We start from the raw sequence: 26,263 nt of genomic DNA, 5'->3' as shown, positions 1-26,263 counted from the left end.
CTCAGGCCAGCAGGCTGCGCAAGCCGCTGGTGCGCTCGGTGCGGCGCCGGATCGCGTCCGGCAGCACGCCGGCGTTGGGCGTCAGCAGCGTGAAGCGCTGGCGCGCGCGCGTGATGCCGGTGTAGACCAGTTCGCGCGCCAGCACGCTGGACGCTTCGCGCGGCAGCACCAGCACCGTGTGGCTGAATTCCGAGCCCTGCGATTTGTGCACGGTCATGGCAAACGCCGTTTCCACATTGCGCAGGCGCGTCGCCAGCACGCTGCGCACCTGGCCGGCGTCCGAGAAATACACGCGCAGCGAGCCGGCGCGCTCGGGGTCGGGCAGCACCAGGCCGATGTCGCCGTTGTAGACACCGGTGGCATAGTCGTTGCGGGTGACCATGACCGGCCGCCCGACATACCATTCGCCGCGCCGCTTGAGCAGCCCTTGCGCTTCCAGGCGCTGGGCGATGCTGTCGTTCAGGCCCGTCACGCCCCACTCGCCTTCGCGCACCGCACACAGCAGGCGGAAGCCTTCGAACGCCTGCAGCACGCCGGCGGCCCAGGCATCGTGGCCGGCGCCGCCGCTGCCCTGCCGCACCAGTTCCAGGAAGGGCCGGTAGCCCTCGCTGGCCAGGCGCAGCATGTCTTCCTGCTGCGCCGCCTCGTTCCAGTGCAGCTGGCCGCCGCTGTCGGCGCGCAGCACGGCGCGCGCCGCTTCCGCGTCGCCCTGGTTGACCGCCAGCGCCAGCTGGCCGATCGGCCCGCCGAAGCGGCGGCTCTGGCGCAGCATCACGGTCTGCTGCGCCAGCGCGCCGGCCTGGCCCAGGTACTCGGGCGGGATATCCTGGCCGGAAGCGGCCTGCACGAAGGCGGCAGTGGCGGCGTCGTAGCCGCCGGCCTGCGCATCGTGGCACAAGTCGCCCAGCACCGAGCCGGCTTCCACCGACGCCAGCTGGTCCTTGTCGCCCAGCAGGACCAGGCGCGCGCCGGACGGCAGGGCGTCCAGCAGCGCCGCCATCATTTCCAGGTGCACCATCGAGGCCTCGTCGACGATCAGCACGTCGACATCGAGCGGGTTGGCGGCGTTGTGGCGGAAGGCGCGCGTGTCGGGCCGCGCGCCGAGCAGCGAATGCAGGGTACGCGCGCCGCCCATGCGCTCGGCCAGGGCGCGCAGCGGGAGGGCGCCGTCCAGGCCCTGCTCCAGCTTGTCCAGCGCATCGTCGATGGCCTGCTTCAGGCGCGCCGCCGCCTTGCCGGTGGGCGCCGCCAGCGCCACGCGCAACTGGCTGGCGTGCTCGCCCTCCAGCGCAAACAGCAGGGCCAGCAGGCGCGCCACGGTGTAGGTCTTGCCGGTGCCGGGGCCGCCCGTGATCACCGCCAGCCCGCCGCGCGTGGCCACCGCGCAGGCGATCTTCTGCCAGTCCGCCCCGCCCTCGCGCGTGGCATGGGTGAACAGCTGGTCCAGCCACTGGCGCACCAGCGCCGGCGGCGGAGAAAAATGGGGACGTACCCCATTTAATGGAGAATCATCATTAAATGGGGTACGTCCCCATTTTTCTCCGGTGCGGGCGCGCACCGCATGCGCCACCGTGTTCTCGTCCGACCAGTAGCGGCGCAGGTACAGGCGGCCGCCGGCCAGCACCAGCGGCTGGCCGCACTCCTCGCCGCCGGGCCAGCACAGCACCTGCGGGCATGCTTGCAGATAGGCGTGCCAGGCCGCCTCGCCTTGCGGCAGCGCGCCGGCTTCGGCGCACAGGCCGGGCCAGTCGTCGTCGCTCCAGCCCAGCATGGGCGCGGGGTCGCCGGCCAGCGCCGCCAGCTGCAGGCAGCTGTGGCCGCGCCCTTCCAGCTCCGACAGCAGCAGGCAGGCCAGCGCCAGCGGGTTGCCGGCGGCCGCGCTGTCCGGCGCCGCCAGCGACGTCACGAAGCGGGCGAACACAGGCCCCAGGCGGCGCAGCATGCCGCCTTCGGCCAGCATGTCGATATGTTCGTAAAAACTCATGTGCAAAGTCCGTCCAGTCCGTCCAGCAGTTGCGCGTCGCGCGGCAGCACGTAGCAGCCGCGCGTCTGTTCATTGCCGACCCCGCGCAGGAAGTAGAAGATGGCGCCGCCCAGCTGGCGGGCCGGGTCGTAGGCCGCGCCCAGGCGCGTGCGCAGCAGGCGGTGCAGGGCCAGCATGTAGATGGCGCCCTGCACGTCGTAGCGGTGGGCCGCCATGCCGTGCGCCAGCGCCGCCTTGTGGTAGGCCGCGTCGCCGCCGCCCAGCGCGTTCGATTTGTAGTCCAGCACCCAGTAGCGGCCCGCGTGCTCGAACACCAGGTCGCAGAAACCTTTCAGCATGCCGTGCAGCTCGCGCTGCGGCAGCGCCGGGCGCGCGATGCCGTCCAGCAGGTGCTGGCGGCACAGGCGGTCCAGCTGCGCCGTGTCCAGCCGCTCGCTGGGGAACCAGAACTCCATTTCCGGCAGCAGCGTGCTGATGCCGTCCAGCGCGCTGCCCAGCGGCGGCAGCACCGTGCCGGCGATGGCGCGCAGCCATTCCAGCGTATCGGCCTCGCGGTGGCCCCAGCCGGCGCGCTTGATCTGGCGCGCGGCCCGTTCGGCGTAATGCTCCTGGTGGATGGCGGCGAATCCTTCGCGCGCCAGCGCCTCCAGCTGCTCGTGCAGGAAGTTGCCGGGCACCGAGCCGCGCGGGAAGCGATGCCAGGCCGTGTCCTCGATGCGCACAATGCTGGCGGCATCCTCGCCTTCCATCAGGGTTTCCTGCGCCGCGTGCATCGGCGCCGGCAAGGCTTCGCCGCTGCGCCGCGCCAGCGAGCTGAAACTGCCGACCGACCAGTCGCGCTCGAATTCGGCGTCGTAGGCCAGCGGCGCCTCCAGCGGCGGCCGCTGCACGGCGCGCGCCAGGCGCGTCACCGGCACCTGCGGCGCCAGCGTGGCGACCGCGATGGCGTCGCAGCCGGCGCGCAGGCGCTGCCAGCTCTCCAGCAGCTGGCCGGCCGGCAGCGGCTCGCCGCCGGTCAGCAGGTAGCCCAGCGCCGATTCGTGCAGGGTGTTCTCGTCCTTCTTGCGCGCGGGCAGGGCCGCCACGCCCAGCCACAGGAAGTGGCGCGCGCGCGTCAGCGCCACGTAGAGCAGGCGCAGGTCTTCCTCGATGCGCGCCGCCTCCGCCGCCTCCTGCCCGGCGTCCGACAGCTGCATGTCGATGCGGCGCTCGCCGCTGGCGTCGGTGTACTCGAAGAAGATGCGGTTGCGCTTGTCCACCTTGCGCACGGTGACCGCGAACGGCAGGTAGACCAGCGGGTATTCCAGGCCCTTCGACTTGTGCACGGTGACCACCTTGACCAGCTCCGCGTCCGATTCCAGACGCAGCACGCGCTCGTCGCCGCCGTCCGTCTCGTCCTCGATCTGCTCGGCCAGCCAGCGGATCAGGGCCTGCTCGCCTTCCAGCTGGCGGCTGGCCTGCTGCAGCAGTTCGGCCAGGTGCAGCATATTGGTCAGGCTGCGCTCGCCGCCCGGGCGCGCCAGCAGCTGCGCCGGCAGGCCCAGGTCGTGGATGAAGCGGCGCAGCATGGCCAGCACGCCCTGGCGCTGCCACACCACGTGCCACTCCTTCAACTGCTCGACGCGCCGCTCCCACGCCAGCTCGTCGGCCGAGAACTGGGCCAGCTCGGCCAGCGGCAGGTTGGCGCTGCGGGTGGCGAAGGCGGTGCGCGCCAGCTGGCCGTCCAGCGGGTTGGCCACGGCCGACAGCCAGCGCAGCATGTCGGCCGCTTCCTCACTCGACAGCACCGAATCCTTGTCGGACAGGTAGACGCTTGGCACCACGCGCCGCTGCAGCGCCTTGCGCACGGCCGCCGCTTCGCGCCGGTCGCGCACCAGGATGGCGATATCGGCCGGCTGCAGGCGCCTGAAGCCTTGCGGCCCCTGGAAGCCGGTGGATTCGTCGTTCAGCAGGCAGGCGATGTGCTCGGCGCACTGCTCGGCGAAGTATTCGCGGTAGGCGTCGGCGCCCAGCTGCTCCAGCGTGCAGCCGGCGGTCAGGGCCTGGATGTCGCCATCCGGGCCGACCAGCCGCTCGTCGCGGCCGCGCGCGCCGACCGCGTCGAACGGCAGCGGATTGCCCTCGGCCGTGCGGAAGCGGAAGGCGCCGCGCGCAAAGCCGCCCTGCCCGGCCACCCCTTCCGCATGCAGGAAGACCTGGTTGACCGCCGCCACCACCTGCGCGGTGGAGCGGAAATTGGTGCCCAGCTGGTAATGGCGGCCCGCGGTGGCGCGCCGCGCATCGAGGTAGCTGTGGATGTCGGCGCCGCGGAAGCCATAGATCGACTGCTTCGGGTCGCCGATCAGGAACAGGCCCAGCTCCGGCGTATTCTCCGCCACCCGGTACAGCAGGTTGAAGATGCGGTACTGGCTGGGGGCGGTATCCTGGAATTCGTCGACCAGCGCCACCGGGTACTGGGTAACGATGCGCTGGCGCAGCGCCGCACCGTTCGCCCCTTCCAGCGCGCCGCGCAGGCGTTCCAGCATGTCGGCGAAGCCGAACTGGCGCTGCTGCGCCTTCAGCTCCTGCATGCGGGCCGCGATGGTGGCGGCGGCGTGGCGGAACACGTGGTGGCGCAGCGGTTCGATCGCGTCCAGCGCCCGGCGCAGCGGCGCGATCTCCTCGAAGTCGTCCGGGATGTCCGGCGCGAAGTTCTTGGCGCAGGCGTCGACCATGCCGGCCGGCGTCAGGCGGAACCAGGGCGTATCGTTCATGTCCGGCATGTGCTGGCCCGGGTCGCCGGCCCAGTCGCGCAGGGCGGCAAACCATTTGGCCACCGAGTCGGCGCGCAGCTTGGTGCCGTTGAAGCATTTCGGGTTCGCTTCGCGCTGGGCGGCGATCCAGCCTTCCATGCGGTCGGCGCGTTCGGCCCAGCCGTCTTTCAGCGCGGCCAGCGCCGCCATCTGCTCGCGCCGCACGCGGGCGATCATGGCGCCCAGCGTTTCCGGCCCGGCCACCCCGGCCGCATCGGGCCGGCGCGCCAGCTCGCGCACGCTGCGCTTGAGCGCCTCCACGTCGCGGCAGGCGGACAGCAGCACCTGCAGCGCGTCCTCGCCCAGCGGATAGACCTGCTGGCGCCAGTAGTCGTGCGCCGCGTCCTCGTACAGCGCGCCCTCGTCGCTGAGCAGCTCCTCGTCGAACAGGTTGCCGCTGTCGAAGGCGTGCTCGCGCAGCATGCGCTGGCACCAGGCATCGATGGTGAAGATGGCCGCTTCGTCCATCGTTTCGGCCGCCAGCTGCAGCCGGTGCGCCGCCTGCAGGCGCGCGCCCTCGTCGGGCAGCTCCTCCAGCAAGGCATCCAGGTAGCCGTCCGGCTCGAGCTCCCCCTCGGCGCGGAAGTAGGCGGCCGCCTCCACCAGGCGCTCGCGCACGCGGTTGGACAGCTCGCGCGTGGCGGCGCGGGTAAAGGTCATCACCAGGATTTCGGACGGCATCAGCGGCCGCTGGAAGGCGTTCTCCCGGCCATGCCCCAGCACCAGGCGCACGTACAGGGCCGCAATGGTCCAGGTCTTGCCGGTGCCGGCGCTGGCCTCGATCAGGCGCGAGCCGTGCAGCGGGAAATCGAGCGGGTTCAGTGCGCTGCTCATTGCTCGCCCTCCCCTTCGCCGCCGATCGGCTGCACGCTCACCGATTGCGCCAGCCAGTCGGCCAGCGGCTGGTACAGGGCGCGGCTGAATGCCGCAAACCCTTCCTGCGCCGACAGTGCGGCAAAGTCCGGCCACAGGCGGGCCAGGCAGGGATCTTCATTCTCGCCGGACAGTTCGAAACCTCCATCATAAGTACTGCGCGCATCGCCCTCCATCACCAGCGCCAGGCCAGTCTTGCAGGCCGCCGGCAACGGCCGGTCCATGCCCTCGCGCCACAGGGCCGCCAGCGCGCGCAGCGTGGCCAGCGCCTCGTCCTGCGGCAAGGGCGCCATGACCACGATGGCGTCGCGCGCCACCAGGAAACCGGTCACCGCCTGCCCCTGCGCCGCCGCAGCCAGCTGGCGCAGCCACATCGGGATCAGTTTTTCGCCGCGCGGCGCGCCCGACTTGTCGCACACGCGCGAGGACATCTGCATCAGCCAGGCCGTGGCGCCCTCTGCCCGGCGCAGCTGGTCGACCCAGTCCTCCAGCAGCAGGCCGCCCAGTTCAAGGTGCACCGCCAGCTTGGGCGCGGTCTCCCAGTAAGTGCCGCACAGGGCCAGCCAGGCGGTGCGCACCGGCACCAGCTCCTCCACCAGTTCGTCCAGCACGCGCTCGCCGATCAGGCCGATCGGCAGCATGCCTTGGCGCCGCAGGCGCAGGCCGCGCTGGCGCAGGCTGTCGCGCACCTGGTCCAGCGCCTCCAGCTCGCCGCTGTCGGCCAGCATGGCATCTTCCAGGGTGTAGCGCTCCAGCCCATTCAGCTGGAACGGCTCCTCGTCCTCGCCCACCACCGCCGATTCGCCGAAGAACACGCCCAGGCGCTGGCGGAAGAAATGGCGCACCGGCTGGCGCAGGAAGGCCGCCAGCGTCGACAGGCGCAGGCGGAAGCCTTCCTCCAGCTCGTACGGCGCCAGCGCCGCCGGGTCGGCTGCGCCACCGGCATGCGCCGCGCCAGCCTCGCCCGCGTCGTGCGCCGCGCGCCATTCGCCGGCATAGGTCAGCAGGCCGCCGCGCTCGAAATAGGCGCGGCTGAACGGTTGCAGCGCATGCGCCGTGGTGCGCGCGGCGAGGTTGAGCCGCCAGCCGGCCTGCAGGTAGTCGCGCAGCTGCGCCACCAGCACCGACGGCGGCTGTTCGCTGTTATCGCGCACATTGCGTCCGACCCAGCTGATATACAGCTTGTCGCGCGCCGCCAGCAGCGCCTCCAGCATCAGGTAGCGGTCGTCGTCGCGGCGCGAACGGTCGCCCGGGCGCGCCATGCCCGGCAGCACCAGCAGGTCGAAGTCGGCGCGGCTGGCGCGCCGCGGGAAGTCGCCGTCGTTCATGCCCAGCAGGCACACCACGCGGAACGGCACCGCGCGCATCGGCATCAGGGTGCAGAAGGTGACGCCGCCGGAGACGAACTGGTGCTCCAGCGACGGCTCGTCCAGCCCGCCCATCCACGCTTCGCGCAGGGTGGCCAGCGGCACCGCCTCGTCAAAGCCGGCGTCCTCGCAGGTTGCCAGCCACTTGTCCAGGGCGTCGTCCAGGCGCGCCAGCGTCAGGCGGTCGGCCTCGTCGCGGTCGCTGAAGAAGGCAGCCAGCAGCAGGCGCGCCTGCTCGGCCCATTCCAGCGGCGGGCGCGCCACGCCCAGGCGCTCGCGCCAGGCCAGCAGCGCCTCGATCAGCTGCGCCAGCGAACCGGCCAGCGCGGCATCGAGCCCGCCCACCTCCGCATATGGCTCGATGCCGGCATAGGCGCCGCCATTGCCGGCCGCGTAGCCCAGCAGCATGCGCCGCACGCCGAACATCCAGGCATTCTGCTCGCCGGCCGGCGCCAGCCCCAGGCCGGCGCGGTGGCCGGCGTCCAGGCCCCAGCGCACGCCGGCGCCTTCGATCCACTGGCCCAGCGTGGGCAGGTCGTCCTCGGCCAGGCCGAAGCGGCGCGCCAGGGCCGGCACGTCCAGCAGGTCGCGCACCTCGCTCTGGCGGCAACGCTGCTGCGGCAGGCGCAGCAGCCATTGCAGCGCCACCAGCAGCGGATTGACGCTGCGGTCGTTGACGTCGCCGATCTCGTGCGGGATGAAGCGCGGGTCGTGGCGCCGGTGCTGGCCGAACACGGCGCGGATCGAGGCCGTGAAGACGTCGATATCGGGCACCATCACCACCACGTCGCGCGGCCGCAGGCCGGGGTCGGCCGCGAACATGGCCAGCAGCTGGTCGTGCAGGATCTCCACCTCGCGCTGCACGCTGTGGGCGACGTGGAACTCGATCGAACGGTCGGCGTCCGGCGGCGGCGCCGCGCCCACGGCCGCCGGATGCTCGGCCAGCGGCAGCATGTCGCGCACCGCCGCCTGCACCTGGGCCAGCAGGGTGTCGCCTTCGCCCTCGCTGAACAGGTCCACGCGCAGCTTGTCTTCGCGCCCCGCCAGGTCGGCGGCGGTGTCGAACTCGTCCAGCATGCGGATGTAATCGCGCCCCTGCCGGCCCCAGCTCGCCAGCAAGGGATGGCTGTGCGCATGCAGCGCCTCCAGCGGCACCGCCGACAAGTCGATGTCCTTGCGCGCCGCATGGCGGTGGCGCGCCGCGCGCAGCAGGTCGCGCCCTTCGATGATGTCGCCCCAGTAGTAGCGGCAGGGATTGGGCACCGCGATCACCACCTGGGTGAAGCGCGCCAGCGAGGCCATGGCCTGCAAGGTCTGGTACGGCAGCGCCGACACCCCGAACAGCACGATGCGGCGCGGCAGGCGCCCCAGCGGCTGGTCGCCGCGCTGCACCGCCTCGACGAAGGCGGCGTGCACGCTGGCCCGGCCCAGGCCGCGCTCCTGTTCCGGCACGCTGGCCGCCACCGCACGCCACAATGCGGCCTGCCAGCGCTGGTCCGGCGCCAGCGGCACCGGCTCGCCGCGCGCATTGCGCAGCTGGTCGCGCCCGGCGGCCCAGTCCTCCAGCCAGTCGGCGCGGTACACCTGGTACTGGTCGAACAGGTCGGCCAGGCGCTCGGCCAGCTGCAGGCGGCGTTCCGGGTCGCCATCGCGCAGGAAGTGGCGCAGCGGCGCGAACGCTTCCTGCGCCAGCAGCTGCGGCAACAGGCGCATCAGGCGCCAGGTCAGCGGGCCCTTGTCGAAGGCGGAAATGGGCGGCACGCGCGCGTGGCCCAGCATGCCGCGGTAGATTTCCCACAGCAGGCGCGCCGGCAGCGCCACGCGGGTGGCGCCGCACAGGCCCGTTTCCTCGGCCAGGGCGATCTTCAGCCATTCCGCCACGCCGTTCGACTGCACCAGGAAGATTTCCTGCTCCAGCGGCGCCAGCGGGTGGCCGCGCAGCCACTGGAACACGGCGCCGCGCAGCTCTTCCAGCTGGTTGCCGTGCAGGATAAGGAGACCGGGTTGGATGCTTGGGGCCATGTAAGAGCAGCGAATGAGCAAGGATTGCTATTATCGCCGCTCCAGCGACAAAGTGTGTCGCTATCCCGGGATATTCGCGTTCATTTCCTGCGCAATATGCTCGCGCAGGCGCTCCAGCAACGGCTGCATCTGCAGCACGATGGCGCGGGCGCGCTCGATGCCGTCGGCCGGCGCCAGTTTTTCCAGCGCCAGGCACAGCTCGGCGAAACTCATGGCGCCCACGGCGCGCGCCGACGACTTGATGCGGTGCCCCAGCTCCGACAGGCGCACCATATCGCCCGCCTCCAGCGCGGCCTGCACCTCGCGCAAGCCATCCTGCGCCGAATCGATGAACATATTGGCGTACTTGCGCATCTTCTCCGGCTTGTTGCCGAAGGTTTGCGCCAGCGCGCGCACGTCGAACAATTCCGCCTCGCCCGGCACCACCTCCTCCGCCGGCGGCGCGGCCGGCGCCGGAGCGGCGGCCGTTGCGGGCGTGGACGCGGCGGCCTGGCCCGGCGTGGTGGTGCTGCGCACCTGCGCGGTGCGGCCCTCGGCGGCGCGCTGGCTCATCCACTTGGACAGCACGGAGAACAGCAGGTTGGGCGCGATCGGCTTGGTCACGAATTCGTCCATGCCGGCCGCCAGGCAGCGCGCCTGGTCCTCCTTGCCGGCGTTGGCCGTCATGGCGATGATCAGGGTGCCGGCCAGCTTGGGATGGGCGCGGATCAGGCGCGTCGCCTCATAGCCGTCCATCACAGGCATCTGCACGTCCATCAGCACGCAGTCGAAATGCTCCTTCAGCAGCAGGTCGATGGCCTCCTTGCCGTTGTTGGCCACCACCACGGTGGCGCCGGCGTCCTCCAGCAGCTCCTGCCCCACCTGCTGGCTGAAGATATTATCTTCCACCAGCAGGATGGAGGCGCCGTGGATCGGCGCCAGGATGTCCGGCTGCAGCGCATTGCTGTCGGTGGCCTGCAGCAGGTGGGGACCCTTCTGCAGCTTGGCGGTAAACCAGAAGGTCGAGCCGTGGCCCGGCTCCGACTCCACGCCCACCGTGCCGCCCATCAGTTCCGACAGCTGCTTGCTGATCACCAGGCCCAGGCCCGTGCCGCCATATTTGCGGGTGGTCGAGGTGTCGCCCTGGTGGAAGGACTGGAACAGGTTCGACACCTGGGCCGGCGTCATGCCGATGCCGTTGTCCTGCACCTCGAAGCGCACCACGGTGTAGTTGTCGCGGTCCTCCACCGGCCGCGCGCGGATATAAATCTTGCCGTTCTCGGAAAACTTGATGGCATTGCTGGTGAAATTCAGCAGCACCTGCTCCAGCCGCAGCGGGTCGCCGCGCAGCTGGTGCGACAGGCCGGGCCAGATCTCGAACACCAGCTCCAGGCCCTTGCGGCTGGCCGCATCGCCAAGCTGGCTGGAAATATTGGTCAGCAGCGACTCCAGCGCAAAGTCCAGCACCTCCAGGTCCAGCTTGCCGGCCTCGATCTTGGAAAAGTCGAGGATGTCGTTGATGATGCCCAGCAGGTGCTGGCCGGAGTGGTAAATCTTCTGCAGGTAGTCCTTCTGCTTCGGATTGGTGGCGCCCTTCAGCGCCAGGTGCGCCATGCCGATCACCGAATTCATCGGCGTGCGGATTTCATGGCTCATATTCGACAGGAAATCGCTCTTGGCCTGGTTGGCGGCGCGCGCCTGCTCCTTCAGCATATGCAGCTCGGTCACGTCGGTCGACAGCGCGATCACCACCGACACCTCCTTGTCCAGCCGCACCGGCGCCTTCACCGTCCACAGGTGGTGCACCACCCCATGGCGGTCGGTATAGCTGTCTTCACCGGAACGCTTCTGGCCGTCCGCCAGCACCACGCGGTCCTCGCGCCAGGCCTCATCGGACTCGCGCGCCGGCATCACTTCGCGATCGAACCGGCCGATGATGTCCTCCACCGGGCGCCCGATCATCTCCGCCATCTTCGCGTTCACATAGACGAAGCGCCGGTCCTGGTCCTTCATGTAGACGTGGGCATCGACGTTATCGAGCACGCTGTCGAGCAGGCGGCGCTGCTCCAGCGCGTTGCGGCGCTGCGAGTACATGGTGAAGAAATAGCCGTAGATCAGCAGCGTGCCGACAAAGCCGGTGGCCAGCGCAACGAACGGGAACAGGCGGTCGAAGCCCACGATCATCGCATCCTTGCGGGCGTAGAACTGCGCCTTCCACAGGCTGCCATTGAAGTCGATCGGCAGCACGGAAATGAAATAGTCGTCCGGATCGCCCGCCAGCGCCGCCGGCTTGTCGATCGAACCATTGTCGTTGAACAGCAGGCGGTCATCCTTTTCGATCAGCAGGCTGCGCTTTTCCGGATCAGTCGACGCATCGGCGTACAGGATCATGTGCACCTGGCGGTCCGCCATTTCATCGATGGCGCCCTGGATCAGCTTCGCCACCGAAAAGCCGATGCCGACCGAGCCGAGAAAAGCCGCGCGCCGGCTGGCGACGTCATGCACCGGCATGCCGCGCCGGTACACCGGCAGGCGCATGCCCAGGCCAATATGCGGCACCGGCTGCTTGACCACCACCGGCTGGCCGGAGGCGCTGATCTGGCCCGTGTCGCGCGACAGCTGCATGGCGCGGTCGATATTCGGGTTGGCCGTGATGTCGACGCCGAACTTCTCCATCAGCTGCCCCATCGGCTCAAGATAGGTCAGCGGCGAATAATGCTCACGCTTGCCGGGCGGCTTGATGTCGAACTTGGGATAGCCGTCCGGCGCCAGGCTGGTATCGCCGCGCACCGAGGCCACAAAAGCCTCGCGCTGCCCGTGCGGCACATGGGGCGCGAAATTGATCGCTTCGATCGCCGGGAAATGCTTGCCGATATCGAGCGCCGCCACGTACTGGCGGAACTGCAGGCGCGACACCTGGTCGCTGGTCTGGAACAGCGCCACCAGGCCGCGCACCACGTCCGAATACGCCTTCACCCGCGCCGTGATGCTGTACTGGGTGGCGCGGTTCATATTGTCGAAGCGCTGCTGGGCCTCCTCCTCCACCGTGTGGGCGGCGGTGGCATACAAGGTGGCGCCCACCGCCCCCGCCAGCGACAGGCCGAGCAGCCACAACAGGGCCCGGCCGCCCGTCAGCCCCCGCAGCTTGCGCCTCATCCATTGAGAAAAGTCTTGCATTTGAGCAGCATACTATTAAAGCAGGCCGGAACGGAACCAATTCCTTGCCTCCTGGTCGAAAGCACCACAGGAGGGCACATCATGAAAAACGGATTTCACATCTTACCGGCTTCGCGCCTGAGCCGGGTTACCGCTGCCTGCGTGCAAGGGTTGGCGGCCAGCCTCGCCAGCCTTGCCGCCCCAGCCACGGCGGCACCGCCTGCGTCGGCGCAGGAACACCGCGAGTTCGACGCCATGCTGGAAGCGGCCTTCCCGGCGCCGCCCGCCGGGCAAGCCAGGACTTTCATCCTGCACTTTACCCTGCCGGGCGCACGCCCGGCGCAAGGCGGGGCCTGGCAACTGAGCCTGCACCGCCCGGACGGGCGCCTGCTGCGCCAGTGGCGCGGACGCCACGCCGCGCGCCAGGGCAGCGGCCGCGTGCAGATCGCCTGGCGCGCCGACGCCGGGCTGCCCAGCGGCATCTACGAGCTGCGCCTGCAAGCCGGCGACATCCGCCAGCGGCGCCCGATCGCGGTCGGCCAGCCCGCCCTGCTGCTGGCCGCCAGCGCCGCGCCGCCGGCCCCCGGCACGGCCGGCGCGCCCGGCCCGGCGCAGCTCGCCGGCCTGCCCTACACCATCCTGTACGGCAACCTGCACAGCCAGACCAACCACAGCGACGGCGGCGGCGACCCGGCCCGCTGCAACGGCGCCCAGGCGCCGCAGAGCGCCCCCTTCGGCCCGGACGACGCCTTCCAGTTCGCCCAGCGCCACGGCCTGCAGGTGCTGCTGGCCTCCGAGCACAACCACATGTACGACGGCAGCGAAAGCAGCGCCCCCGGCGCCGACCCGCTGGCCGCACGCCAGCTCTACCGCATCGGCCTGGCCAGCGCCGCCAGCTACAGCGCCGCCCACCCCGGCTTCACCGCCCTGTACGGCCAGGAATGGGGCGTGATCAGCGGCGGCGGCCACATCAACATCCTCAACAGCCCCGCCCTGCTCGGCTGGGAACGCAGCAGCGACGGCCAGCCGTTTGCCGACGTCGTCACGCCGCGCAACGACTACGCCGCCCTGTATAAAATCATGCACGAACAGGGCTGGCTCGGCCAGTTCAACCACCCGAAGGAAAGCCAGTTCCCCATCGCCGGCCAGGCCCTGGCCTACAGCCAGGACGGCGGCGCCGCCATGGCCCTGTGCGAAATCATGAACAGCCACGCCTTCTCCAGCCGCATCGACGAAGGCGAAACCCGCCACAGCTACTACGAAAGCGCCTGCAACCGCCTGCTGGAAGCGGGCTACCAGCTGGCCTTCAGCAGCAACCAGGACAACCACTGCGCCAACTGGGGCGCCGCCTACGGCAACCGCACCGGCATACTGCTGCCGGCGGCCGACCGGCAGAGCCAGGACAGCGTGCTGGCCGCCATCCGCGCCCGCCGCGTGTTCGCCACGATGGACAAGCACAGCGCCATCGCCCTCAGCGCCAACGGCGCCATCATGGGCAGTGAAATCGAGAACAGCGGCCCGCTGGCGCTACAGGTGCACTACGCCAGCAGCGCCGGGCGCGGCATCGCCGCGCTCGACATCATGCACGGCGTCCCGGGCCGCCGCGGCGAAGTGGCCGCCCTGCCCGGCGTGGCCGGCCTGCAGCACCGCTTCACGCCCGCGCCCGGCCGCCACTTCTACTACGCCCGCATCACCCAGGACGACGGCCGCCAGCTGTGGTCCGCCCCGGTCTGGGTCAATCAGCGCTGATGTGCACCGGCCGGATTTCGCGCGCCAGCATCTGCCGCACGGCCTGCGCCTCGTGGCGGATGGCCGCCGAAGCCTGCGGCCGCCGCTCGCACTCGGCCAGCAGCTGCTGCGCCGCCAGCGAATCGAGCTGCGCACCCTCGCGCGTCATGCGCAGCTGGCCGTAACGCACCGCCACCGCACACAGGCGCGCACTGTCGCGCTCCGCCAGCACCGACGCCGGCGCGAAAGCGCGCGCCGCCGCCAGGTCCACCGGCGCGCACGAGCCGCCGAGGCGGAAGTCCAGCGCCTGCAGCACCGACGCTTGCGGCAGCACCGCCTGCGCGTCTTCCAGCGTAAAAGCGCGCCCCGCACCGCAGGCCTCCAGCACGGCGCCGACCGCGCGCGGCTCGCCCTGGGCCGCCGCCGCCCGCGTCCAGCGCACCGCCTCCTCCGGCTGGCGCCCCTTGAAATGGTCCGCCAGCGCCATCATCGCCGCCGCATCGCCGCGCCCCGCCGCTGCCCTGGCCTGCGCCAGGCACTGCGCCGTAAAGCTGCCCGGCTGCTGCTGCGCGCACGGCGGCCCGTCCGGCGCCGCACGCCCGAAATAACGCCAGCCCGCCACGCCGGCCAGCACCAGCAGCGCCACCGACGCCGCCACAACCACCTTGTCTGGAATCCTCATGGCCCGCATTGTACGTGCGCCCGCCCCGCGCACCAATGCGCTACACTTCAGGATAACAACCAAGGAGTTAAAAAAATGCGCTGGGAAGGCAATCGGGAAAGTGACAATGTAGAAGACCACCGTGGCGACAGCGGCGGCGGCGGCGGGTTTGGCTTCGGCGGCCGCTCCATCGGCATCGGCACCATTGTGATCGCCCTGCTGGGCGGCTGGGTGCTGGGCGTCAACCCGCTCACCATCCTCGGCCTGCTGAGCGGCGGCGGCGGCCCGGTCCAGGTCAGCGAACAGCAGCAGCCGCGCCCGCGCAGCGACGCCAACGACCGCGAATTCAAGCTCATGAAAGTGGTGCTGGCCGACACCGAAGACGTCTGGACCGACCTGTTCCGCCGCAACGGCGGCACCTACCAGATGCCCAAGCTGAACGTGTTCAGCGGCCGCATCAACACCGCCTGCGGCCAGGGCGTATCCGCCACCGGCCCGTTCTACTGCCCCGGCGACCGCGAGATCTACATCGACCTCGACTTCTTCCGCCTGATGGAACGGCGCTTCCACGCCCCCGGCGAATTCGCCCAGGCCTACGTGGTCGCGCACGAAGTCGGCCACCACGTACAGAACCTGATGGGCCTGAGCGACAAGGTACACCACGCCCAGCGCAACGCCTCCGAACGCCAGGCCAACGCCCTGTCGGTGCGGCTCGAACTGCAGGCCGACTGCTTCGCCGGCGTCTGGGCCCACCACGCCAACCGCGCCCGCAACATCATCGAGCAAGGCGACGTGGAAGCCGCGCTGGCCGCCGCCACCGCCATCGGCGACGACGCCCTGCAGCGCCAGGCAGGCGGCCAGGTGGTGCCAGACTCCTTCACCCACGGCAGTTCCGCCCAGCGCGTACGCTGGTTCACGCGCGGCATCGAATCCGGCGAAATTTCCCAATGCAATACCTTTGAGGCACGCCAGCTATAGTGTAAATTGTGCGCATTCTGACAACCTGGAGGTGGAATGCGCTCGTATCGAAAAATGGCATCCGGCGTGGTGCTTGGCCTGGCGGCCGCAGGCGGCGCCTACGCGCAGCAGCAGCCCGACCCGTATCTGTGGCTGGAAGACGTCGCTGGCGAAAAGCCGCTGGCCTGGGTCAAGGAACAAAACGCCATTGCCGAAAAAGAGCTGCAGGCGCAGCCCGACTACAAAGGCATCCACGACCGGCTCAAGACCATCCTCAACTCCAAAGAGCGCATCCCCTACGTCAGCAAGCAAGGCGACTACTACTACAACTTCTGGCGCGACGCCGTGCACACGCGCGGCATCTGGCGCCGCACCACGCTCGAGCAGTACCAGAAAGCCGAACCGCAATGGGAAACGGTGCTCGACATCGACAAGCTGGCCGCCGATGAAAAAGAAAACTGGGTATGGCACGGCGCCTCCTGCCTCTACCCCAAAGGCGAAAAATGCCTGGTACAGCTCTCGCGCGGCGGCGGCGACGCCCACGTGGTCCGCGAATACGACATCGCCCAGCGCGCCTTCATCAGCGACGGCTTCAACCTGCCCGAAGCCAAGAGCGACATCAGCTGGATCGACGCCGACACCGTGTTCGTCTCCACCGACTTCGGCGCCGGCAGCATGACCACCTCCGGCTACCCGCGCATCGTCAAGGAATGGAAGCGCGGCGCCCCGCTGGCCGCCGCCGCCACCCTGTACGAAGCCAGGAACGAAGACCTGGGCGTCGGCGCCTACAAAGACTTCACCCCCGGCCACAGCCACCAGTTCATCAGCCGCCAGATCGGCTTCTACGCCAGTGAGCTGTTCCTGCGCGACGGCGGCAAGCTCACCAAGGTGGAAAAACCGGACGACGCCAACGCCTACACCGTCCGCGACCAGCTCGTGATCGACCTGCGCTCCGACTGGACCATCAACGGCGCCACCTACAAGCAAGGCTCCCTGCTGGCCACCGATTTCAAGCGCTTCATGGCCGGCGAACGCCGTTTTGAAGTGCTGTTCACCCCCACCGCCACCAGCTCTCTGGACGGCGTCAGCGCCACCCGCAGCGCCCTGCTGCTGAATGTACTCGACAACGTCAAGAACCGCCTGGTCGAACTGCGCCACATCGACGGCAAATGGCAGCAGCGCAAAGTCGACGCCCCCGCCTTCGGCACGCTCGGCGTGCAAGCGCTCGACCCGGTCGACTCCGACCAGTACTTCCTGACGGTGACCGACTTCCTCACCCCCACCACGATGTACCTGGCGCAAGCCGGCAGCGACCAGCGCACCGCGCTCAAGTCCCTGCCCGCCTACTTCGACGCCAAGCCCTACACCGTACAGCAGCACATGGCCGTATCCAAGGACGGCACCAAGGTCCCCTACTTCGTCGTGATGGCCAAGAAAGCCAAGCTCAATGGCAAGAACCCGACCATCCTGTACGGCTACGGCGGATTTGAAGTCTCGATGAAGCCCTTCTACAGCGGCAGCACTGGCGAAGCATGGCTCAAGCAAGGCGGCGCCTACGTCCTCGCCAACATCCGCGGCGGCGGCGAATTCGGCCCCCGCTGGCACCAGGCCGCGCTGAAAGAAAACCGCCAGCGCGCCTTCGACGACTTCACCGCCGTCGCCCAGGACATCATCAAGCGCAAGATCACCAGCCCGCGCCACCTCGGCATCATGGGCGGCAGCAACGGCGGCCTGCTGGTCGGCACCGCCCTGACGCAGCGCCCCGACCTGTTCAACGCCGTGGTGTGCCAGGTGCCCCTGCTCGACATGCAGCGTTACAGCAAACTGCTGGCCGGCGCCTCCTGGATGGGCGAATACGGCGACCCGGACGACCCCAAGCAATGGGCCTACATCAGCAAATACTCGCCCTACCAGAACGTATTCAAGGACAAGCACTACCCGCGCGTGTTGTTCACCACCTCCACCCGCGACGACCGCGTCCACCCCGGCCACGCCCGCAAGATGGTAGCAAAGATGAAGGAACAAGGCCATGACGTGCTGTACTGGGAAAACACCGAAGGCGGCCACGCCGGCGCCGCCAACAACGACCAGCAAGCCCAGATGACGGCCCAGACCTACGCCTTCCTCCTGAAGCAACTGAAGTAAAAAACCGGTGCCAGGTCTGTCATTCGGACACCGATGACACACCTTTGATTTTTATCAAAACGCCCTTCCCGCATTGCACGTGCGCGAGGGGTGTTTTTTTGTTGCATAGCGGCACTTTGTCCGATTGTCAGACCTGACCCCGAATCTAAACGTGCGCCTGGGAAATTTTAGGATCTTTATGCTGTGCAATATTGGCAAGATGGCGCTTTTTAGCACTTTATGATTGACTGTCGTGCGTGCAGGAGTACATTAAGCCTTCGCTTCGCATTCCACCTTCATACCTGAGGTAGCGTCAATGAATGATATGACCGAACTGCCGGAAGAGCTGGACCTGAAACTGATCCTGTCCACTTTGATGGCCCTGAAAAAAGGCGACTTTTCGGCGCGCTTGCCGTCCGACTGGACGGGGGTGTCCGGCAAGATCGCCGATACCCTCAACGACATCATCGAGACCAACGAGCGCATGGTGAAGTCGGTGACGGAAGTGAGCCGCGTGGTGGGCCGCGAGGGCCGCCTGACGCAGCGCGCGACCGTGCATGTCTCGGGCGGCTGGGCCACCATCATCAGCGCGGTCAATACGCTGATCGATGACCTGGTGCGCCCCACCACGGAAATGGCGCGCGTGATCGGGGCGGTGGCGAAGGGCGACCTGTCGCAGACCATGGCGCTGGAGGTGGATGGCCATCCCCTCAAGGGCCAGTACCTGCGCGCGGCCATGACGGCAAATACCATGGTGGAGCAGCTGACTTCCTTCTCCTCCGAGGTAACCCGGGTGGCGCGCGAGGTCGGTACCGAGGGTAAGCTGGGCGGCCAGGCGCAGGTGAAGGGCGTGGCCGGCACGTGGAAGGACTTGACCGACTCGGTGAACTCGATGGCGGGTAACCTGACCTCCCAGGTGCGCAATATCGCGGAGGTGACCACGGCCGTGGCGAACGGCGACCTGTCCAAGAAGATCACGGTGGACGTGCGCGGCGAGATCCTGCAGCTGAAAGACACCATCAACGTGATGGTGGACCAGTTGCGTTCCTTCGCATCGGAAGTGACCCGCGTGGCGCGCGAGGTGGGCACCGAGGGCAAGCTGGGCGGCCAGGCTTATGTGCCGGGCGTGGGTGGCACCTGGAAGGACTTGACCGATAACGTGAACTTCATGGCCTCCAACCTGACGGGCCAGGTGAGGAATATCGCGGCGGTGACCACCGCGGTGGCCAACGGCGACCTGTCCAAGAAAATCACGGTGGACGTGAAGGGCGAGATCCTGGAGCTGAAGAACACCATCAACGTGATGGTGGACCAGCTGTCTTCCTTCGCTTCGGAAGTGACCCGTGTGGCGCGCGAGGTGGGTACCGAGGGTAAGCTGGGCGGCCAGGCGCAGGTGAAGGGCGTGGCGGGTACGTGGAAGGATTTGACCGACTCGGTTAACTCGATGGCCGGTAACTTGACCTCCCAGGTGCGTAATATCGCGGAGGTGACCACCGCCGTGGCAAACGGCGACCTGTCCAAAAAGATTACCGTTGACGTGAAGGGCGAGATCCTGGAACTGAAAAACACCATCAACGTGATGGTGGACCAGCTGAACTCCTTCGCATCGGAAGTGACACGCGTGGCGCGCGAGGTGGGTACCGAGGGTAAGCTGGGCGGCCAGGCCAATGTGTCCGGCGTCGGCGGCACCTGGAAGGACTTGACCGATAACGTGAACTTCATGGCCTCCAACCTGACCGGCCAGGTGCGCAACATCGCGGAGGTGACCACCGCCGTGGCAAACGGCGACCTGTCCAAGAAAATCACGGTGGACGTGAAGGGCGAGATCCTGGAACTGAAAAACACCATCAACGTGATGGTGGACCAGCTGAACTCCTTCGCATCGGAAGTGACACGCGTGGCGCGCGAGGTGGGTACCGAGGGTAAGCTGGGCGGCCAGGCCAATGTGTCCGGCGTCGGCGGCACCTGGAAGGACTTGACCGATAACGTGAACTTCATGGCCTCCAACCTGACCGGCCAGGTGCGGAATATCGCGGCCGTGACCACGGCCGTGGCGCGCGGCGACCTGTCCAAGAAAATCACGGTGGACGTGAAAGGCGAGATCCTCGAGCTGAAAGACACCATCAACGTGATGGTGGACCAGCTGTCCTCATTCGCGTCGGAGGTGACCCGTGTGGCGCGCGAGGTGGGTACCGAGGGTAAGCTGGGCGGCCAGGCAAACGTGTCCGGCGTGGCCGGCACCTGGAAGGACTTGACCGAGAACGTGAACCAGCTGGCGGCCAACCTGACCAACCAGGTGCGCGCCATCGCGGAAGTTGCAACCGCCGTGACGCGCGGCGACTTGTCCCGTTCCATCCAGGTGGAGGCGCGCGGCGAGGTGTCCTACCTGAAGGACAACATCAACGAGATGATCCGCAACCTGAAGGAAACCACGCAGAAGAACGCGCAGCAGGACTGGCTGAAAACCAACCTGGCGCGCTTTACCCGCCTGCTGCAAGGCCAGCGCGACCTGCAGGCGGTGACGAAGCTGATCCTGTCCGAGCTGGCGCCGCTGGTGTCGGCGCACCACGGCGTGTTCTATATGATGGACTCGCAGCTGGCCGACGCCCGCCTGCGCATGATCGCCAGCTACGGCTACCGCTCCTCGCGCAAGCTGCCGACTTCCTTCCTGCCGGGCGAGGGCCTGGTCGGCCAGTGCGCGCTGGAGAAAATGCGTATCTGGCTGACCGATGTGCCGCGCGACTACATCGTGGTCAGTTCGGGGCTGGGGGCGGCACCGCCGACCAATATCGTGGTGCTGCCTATCCTGTTCGAGCAGCAGGTGAAGGCGGTAATCGAGATCGCCTCGCTCGACCGCTTCACGGAAACCCACCTGTCCTTCCTCGACCAGCTGATGGAGTCGATCGGCGTGGTGCTGAACACGATCGAGGCCAACAGCCGCACCGAGTCGCTGCTGACCCAGTCGCAATCGCTGGCGCAGGAGCTGCAGCAGACCAACCAGGAGCTGGCCGAGAAAGCGCGCCTGCTGTCCGAGCAGAATATCGAGGTGGAGCGCAAGAACCGCGAGGTGGAGCAGGCCAAACTGGCGCTGGAAGAAAAAGCGACCCAGCTGGCCCTGTCCTCCAAATACAAATCCGAGTTCCTGGCGAATATGTCGCACGAGCTGCGCACGCCTTTGAATTCGCTACTGATCCTGGCGCAGCAGCTGGGCGACAACCCGGAAGGCAACCTGTCCGGCAAGCAGGTGGAATTCGCCAAGACCATCCACGGCTCCGGCTCCGACCTGCTAACCCTGATCAACGACATCCTCGACCTGTCGAAGATCGAGTCGGGAACCGTCACGCTGGACGTGTCGGAATACCGCTTCGCCAACCTGCGCAGCTACGTGGAGCGCACCTTCCGCCACATGGCGGAGGCCAAGCACCTCGGCTTCACGGTGGAGCTGGGCGACAACCTGCCCGCCTCGCTGATGACCGACACCACGCGCCTGCAGCAGGTGCTGAAAAACCTGCTGTCGAACGCCTTCAAGTTCACCAACCACGGCCAGGTTTCGCTCAGCATCGCCCTGGTGCAGAGCGGCTGGAGCAGCGACCACCCCAACCTGGGCAATGCCGACGCCGTGCTCTCCTTCGCGGTGAGCGACACCGGCGTCGGTATCGCCGGCGACAAGCTGCAGCTGATCTTCGAGGCCTTCCAGCAGGCCGACGGCTCCACCGCCCGCAAATACGGCGGCACCGGCCTTGGCCTGTCGATCTCGCGCGAGCTGGCGCGCCTGCTAGGCGGTGAGATCCGCGTTGAATCGGTGGTCGGCGCCGGTTCCACCTTCACCCTGTTCCTGCCGTATAACCGCTCCGGCTTCGTCTATTACGAAACGGCGCGCCAGCCGGCCATGCCGCGCCTGCCCGCGCCGTCGGCGCCGCAGCCGATGCTTGCCGCGCCCACGGTGGTGTACACGCCGCCACCGCAGCCGCAGGCGGAACAGGAGGAGCAGGCGTACGGCTCCACCATCGACGACCGCGGCCTGACCGCGCCGGGCGACCCTTCAGTGCTGATCGTGGAGGACGACGAGCGCTTCGCCAAGGTGGTGCTGGACTTCGCGCGCGAGAAGAACTTCAAGGGCATCGTCACCCACCAGGGCGACTGGGCCCTGAGCCTGGCGCGCGACTACCTGCCGTCGGCCATCCTGCTCGACCTGGACCTGCCCGACATCGACGGCTTCACTGTGCTGGAGCGCCTGAAACGCGACCCGAGCACGCGCCACATCCCGGTGCACGTGATGTCCAGCTTGCGCGAGCGTGAACGCGCCCTGCGCAGCGGCGCCATCTCCTACCTGAATAAACCGGTCAGCAAGGAGGACCTGGGCGAAGAGTTCTCGCGCATCCAGCGCTTCCTGATCGGCGGCAAACGCAACCTGCTGGTGGTGGACGACGAGGAGAACCAGCGCGACGCCATCATCAAGCTGATCGGCGACACCGATGTCGACATCACCGCCGTCGGCACCGGCAAGGAAGCCCTGGCCGCCCTGCACGCCGCCCACTTCGACTGCATGGTGCTGGACTTGACCCTGCCCGACATCAGCGGCTTCGACCTGCTGGACATGATCGGCAAGGACCAGCGCCTGCGCGACCTGCCGATCGTGATCAACACCGCCAAGGAACTGAACCGCAAGGAGGTGGCTAAGCTCAAGCGCTACGCCAAGACCATCGTCATCAAGGATGCGCGCTCGCCCGAGCGGCTGCTGGATGAAACGGCACTGTTCCTGCATCGTTCGCAGGCCAACCTGCCCGAGGCGCAGCGCCGCATGCTGGAGGAGGTGCACGCCGCCGACGCCGGCCTGGCCGGGCGCAAGGTGCTGATCGTGGACGACGACCTGCGCAATATCTTCGCCCTGTCCTCGCTGCTGGAGCGGCAGCAGATGCAGGTCTCCTTTGCCGAGAACGGGCGTGACGGCATCGAAGTGCTGGAACGCGACCCGAGCATCGAGATCGTCCTGATGGACATCATGATGCCCGAGATGGATGGCTACGACACCATGCGCGCCATCCGCCGCATCCCGAAATTCCGCTCGCTGCCGATCATCACGCTGACCGCCAAGGCCATGAAGGGCGACCGCGACAAGTGCATCGCCGCCGGCGCCTCCGACTACATCACCAAGCCGGTTGACGTGGCGCAGCTGCTGTCGCTGATGCGCGTCTGGCTGCATTGATGGGTGCCAACGAAGAACTGCGGCGCAGCACGGCGCCGGAGCTGGAGGAACTGGAGCTGGAATTGCTGCTGGAAGCGGTAGTGCGCCGCTTCGGCTTCGATTTCCGCCTGCACGAACGCGTCCCGCTCAAGCGCAAGCTGTTCGACTTCATGCAGCAGCGCGGCCTGGCCACGCTGTCGCAGCTGCAGGACCAGGTGCTGCACGACGGCGCCACCGTTGGCACCCTGCTGCGCGCCCTGCACGTGCCGCCCGCCGGCTTGTTCGACGCCCCCGTCGAAGCACTGTTGCTGCGCCAGGCCGCCGAGCAGTCCCTGCGCGGCGCCGCCCTGCCGCGCGTCTGGCTGGCCGACTGCGCCGGCGCCGGCCAGGCCTGGACCCTGGCCATCATCCTGGCCGACATGGGCCTGCTGGAACACGCCGAAATCCACGCCACCGTCGCCAGCGACGACCTGCTGGACGAAGCCATGGCCGCCTGGCTGCCGGCGGTCGAGCTGGACCGCGCGCAAGCGGCCTACGAACAGTCGGGCGGACAGCGCCGGCTCGCCGACTTCTTCCAGCTGCAGTCGGGCCGCGCCGTGCTGGCGCCCGCCCTGCGCAACCGCATCAGCTGGGCCCAATACAACCTGGTCACCGACGCCTCGTTCAACGAGTTCAATTTCATCAGCTGCCAGCGCGCCCTGCCCGACTTCGGTCCCCTGCTGCGCCAGCGCGTGCTGCAGCTGTTCCATGACAGCCTGGCCCCGCTCGGCACGCTCGCCCTGGACCGCCCGCTCGACCCCGCCGCGCCCCTTGCCGCCAGCTACGTCCCGCTTTCCCCGCCCCAGCCCTGGTATAAAAAAATGGGGTACGTCCCCATTTTTTATGTGCAAAATTGCACAACGTGAGTGCAACCCTGTCAGTTTCGCACAGTTGGCAAAACATGCACACTCCTCGCATAACAAAACCTGAGGAGACTTTGATGCGTGTGTCGAATAACAATTTCATGCTGCGCCGCTCGGTCGCGGCGGTGATGATGACCTTACCCGCCATCTATGCCCATCCCGTCCTGGCGCAGGACGCCGGCGGTGAGAAGGCGGAAGCGGTGCTCGACAAGGTGATCGTTACCGCCCGTAAGCGCGAAGAGCTGATCCAGGATGTGCCGGGCGCGGTGACCGCGCTGTCGGGCGCGCAACTGGAGAAGAAGGCGCTGCCGGATATCACGGCGCTGACCGATATCGTGCCGAACACCACGCTCAAAGCCTCGCGCGGCACCAACACCACCCTGACCGCCTTCATCCGCGGCATCGGCCAGCAGGACCCGGTGGCCGGCTACGAGCAGGGCGTCGGCATTTACCTGGACGATGTCTACCTGGCCCGCCCGCAAGGCGCGCTGACCGACATCTACGACCTGGAACGCATCGAAGTGCTGCGCGGCCCACAAGGCACGCTGTATGGCCGCAACACGATCGGCGGCGCGGTCAAGTACGTCACGAAAAAACTCTCGCCCAACCCGACCTTTGAAATCAAGGGTGCGCTGGGCAATTACAGCCAGCGCGACCTGGTCCTGAAAGGCAGCACGCCGATCAGCGACATCCTGCGCGTGGGCGCCACGGTCGGCACCTTCAACCGCGACGGCTTCGGCAAAAACGTCATCAACGGCCGCGAAAACTACAACAAGGATGTGGGCGCGGCGCGCGTGAGCGCCGAGCTGGTGCCGAGCAGCGACCTGTTCATCCGCCTGGCGGCCGACTACACCAAGGACGACTCGCAGGCCAAGCAAGGCTACCGCCTGCTGAACGGCCCGGCGCCAGGCAACGAGCCGCCGCTGGCCGGCGACTACGATACGCGCGCCAACCTGTACAAGGTGAACGGCCATGAACAGGAAGTCACCACCAAGGGCGCCTCGCTGACCATCGACTACAACATCTCGCCCGAGCTGATGTTCAAGTCGGTCACCGCGCACCGTTCGTCCAAATCCTACGCGCCGATCGACTTCGACTCGCTCAACGCACCGCTGTGGGAAGCCCCGGCCATCTATAGCGACAAGCAGGACAGCCAGGAATTCCAGCTGACCTATTCCGGCTCCAAATGGCAGGGCGTGGCGGGCCTGTTCTACATGAAGACCAACGCCTTCAACGAATTCGACGTGCTGTACAACGCCAGCGGCGGCCTGTCGCTGCTGACGCGCGACGACATCGACTCCAAGACCTGGGCCATCTACGCCGACGCCAGCTACAGCGTGAGCGACAGCTTCAACGTCAGCGTCGGCGGCCGCTGGACCGACGACCAGCGCGAAGCCGCCATCTTCAAGCGCACCTACCTCGGCCTGGGCGGCTCGCCCAACCTGGGCAACCCGAACGCGGTCGGCCTGGCGCCGAACACCGACCTGGGCAAGGGTGACCTGAACCGCAAGGACAAGAAGTTCACGCCGAAACTGGGCTTCGGCTGGAAGCTGGCGCCCGAGCACAATCTGTACGGCGCCTACCAGAGCGGCTTCAAAGGCGGCATGTACGACCCGCGCATGGACCTGGCGGCCACCGGCGGCCCGAACACCCCAGCCTCGCTGGAAAAGCGCAAAGGCGTCAATCCCGAGGAAGTCGACACGGTCGAACTGGGCCTGAAGTCGTCCATGAACGGCGGCCGCCTGCAGACCAACGCCGCCCTGTTCTACACCGACTACAAGAACGTGCAGATCGCCGGCTCCATCCCGACCTTCAACGCGCAGGGACAGGTGAACGGCTTCGCCGGCACCCTGACCAACGCCGGCAAGGCCAAGATCAAAGGCCTGGAGCTGGAAGCCATCGCCCGCGTCAGCAACGAGCTGACCCTGAACGGCATGTTGAGCTACATCGACGCCGAGTACAAGGAATGGATGGTGGCCAGCGGCGCCACGCTGGTCAACATCGCCAAGAGCGCCGAAGTGCAGAACACGCCGAAGATGTCGGCCAACCTGGGTGCCACCTACGAATGGTCGGTCAACCTGCTGGGCCGCGGCGGCACCATGAGCTTCAACAACAGCCTGTCGTACAAGGACAAGGTGTACCAGGCCGAAATCGTGCGCCCGACCGGCGTCGCCTCGCTCGACGCGCTGGTACCGCAGAACCAGATGCTGGCGCAAGGCGCCTTCGCCCTGTGGGACGCCGGCCTGGTTTGGACCAGCGCCGACCGCAAGCTGCAGATCGGCCTGCACGGCCGCAACCTGACCGACAAGCGCTACAAAGTAGCCGGCTACGCCTTTGGTGGTTTCTTCAACACCGTCACCACCTACTACGGCGACCCGCGCACCTACAAGCTCACCGCCTCCTACAAGTTCTAACTGGAAATTCGGGGTCAGGTCTGACAATCGGACAAAAGCTGCCTTTCGGCCGCTTTTGTGCGATTTTGAGTCCAGACCCCCAATTAGGTTCGCTTTGGGTGTATATTTTTGGGGGGGTG

General features: G+C 67.7%; 11 protein-coding genes. 6 read left to right on the top strand and 5 right to left on the bottom strand.

Annotated elements, in window-relative coordinates; genetic code table 11:
* Window position 1: 1 nt before the first annotated feature.
* Genes recD through ACE3TQ_RS15885 form a run of 4 tightly spaced genes read right to left on the bottom strand, consistent with a single transcriptional unit; the run spans window position 2 to window position 12,173 of the window.
* Window positions 2-1,984: an exodeoxyribonuclease V subunit alpha gene (gene recD / locus ACE3TQ_RS15900; protein WP_374583254.1), complete on the bottom strand. Its 1,983-nt coding sequence runs from the start codon at window positions 1,982-1,984 to the stop codon at window positions 2-4.
* Window positions 1,981-5,610 (bottom strand): exodeoxyribonuclease V subunit beta, encoded by a 3,630-nt coding sequence (recB, locus tag ACE3TQ_RS15895; protein ID WP_374583253.1) that lies wholly within the window; start codon window positions 5,608-5,610, stop codon window positions 1,981-1,983. The genes recD and recB overlap by 4 nt, the downstream gene beginning before the upstream one ends.
* Window positions 5,607-9,038: an exodeoxyribonuclease V subunit gamma gene (gene recC, locus ACE3TQ_RS15890; protein WP_374583252.1), complete on the bottom strand. Its 3,432-nt coding sequence runs from the start codon at window positions 9,036-9,038 to the stop codon at window positions 5,607-5,609. Before recC ends, recB begins: the two co-directional genes overlap by 4 nt.
* A 60-nt stretch (window positions 9,039-9,098) precedes the next feature.
* A complete protein-coding gene (locus tag ACE3TQ_RS15885) occupies window positions 9,099-12,173 on the bottom strand; it encodes a CHASE domain-containing protein (protein WP_374583251.1) in 3,075 nt (1,024 codons plus the stop codon).
* Between the two features lie 102 nt (window positions 12,174-12,275).
* Between ACE3TQ_RS15885 and ACE3TQ_RS15880 the strand changes: the two genes are divergently transcribed.
* Window positions 12,276-13,922: a CehA/McbA family metallohydrolase gene (locus ACE3TQ_RS15880; protein WP_374583250.1), complete on the top strand. Its 1,647-nt coding sequence runs from the start codon at window positions 12,276-12,278 to the stop codon at window positions 13,920-13,922.
* Here ACE3TQ_RS15880 and ACE3TQ_RS15875 read toward each other — a convergent pair.
* Complete coding sequence (locus ACE3TQ_RS15875; RefSeq protein WP_374583249.1) at window positions 13,909-14,583, bottom strand: hypothetical protein; 675 nt, start codon at window positions 14,581-14,583, stop codon at window positions 13,909-13,911. The two genes, ACE3TQ_RS15880 and ACE3TQ_RS15875, sit on opposite strands and share 14 nt — an antisense overlap.
* 75 nt (window positions 14,584-14,658) lie before the next feature.
* Between ACE3TQ_RS15875 and ACE3TQ_RS15870 the strand changes: the two genes are divergently transcribed.
* The 5 genes from ACE3TQ_RS15870 (at window position 14,659) to ACE3TQ_RS15850 (ending at window position 26,144) form a co-directional block, all read left to right on the top strand.
* Complete coding sequence (locus ACE3TQ_RS15870; RefSeq protein WP_374583248.1) at window positions 14,659-15,540, top strand: neutral zinc metallopeptidase; 882 nt, start codon at window positions 14,659-14,661, stop codon at window positions 15,538-15,540.
* Window positions 15,541-15,576: 36 nt separating this feature from the next.
* Window positions 15,577-17,664, top strand: a complete 2,088-nt coding sequence (locus ACE3TQ_RS15865) for a prolyl oligopeptidase family protein (protein ID WP_374583247.1) — start codon at window positions 15,577-15,579, stop codon at window positions 17,662-17,664.
* 295 nt (window positions 17,665-17,959) lie between these two features.
* Window positions 17,960-22,849: a HAMP domain-containing protein gene (locus ACE3TQ_RS15860; protein WP_374583246.1), complete on the top strand. Its 4,890-nt coding sequence runs from the start codon at window positions 17,960-17,962 to the stop codon at window positions 22,847-22,849.
* Window positions 22,849-23,733 carry a CheR family methyltransferase gene (locus ACE3TQ_RS15855; RefSeq protein WP_374583245.1) on the top strand — a complete coding sequence of 295 codons (885 nt, stop codon included), beginning with the start codon at window positions 22,849-22,851 and terminating at the stop codon, window positions 23,731-23,733. Before ACE3TQ_RS15860 ends, ACE3TQ_RS15855 begins: the two co-directional genes overlap by 1 nt.
* A 74-nt stretch (window positions 23,734-23,807) precedes the next feature.
* Complete coding sequence (locus tag ACE3TQ_RS15850; RefSeq protein ID WP_374583244.1) at window positions 23,808-26,144, top strand: TonB-dependent receptor; 2,337 nt, start codon at window positions 23,808-23,810, stop codon at window positions 26,142-26,144.
* The last annotated feature ends 119 nt before the right edge of the window (window positions 26,145-26,263 follow it).

Source organism: Pseudoduganella sp. (assembly GCF_041914865.1).
GTDB lineage: Bacteria > Pseudomonadota > Gammaproteobacteria > Burkholderiales > Burkholderiaceae_D > Rugamonas.
This window is presented reverse-complemented; position numbering and strand designations above follow the sequence as displayed.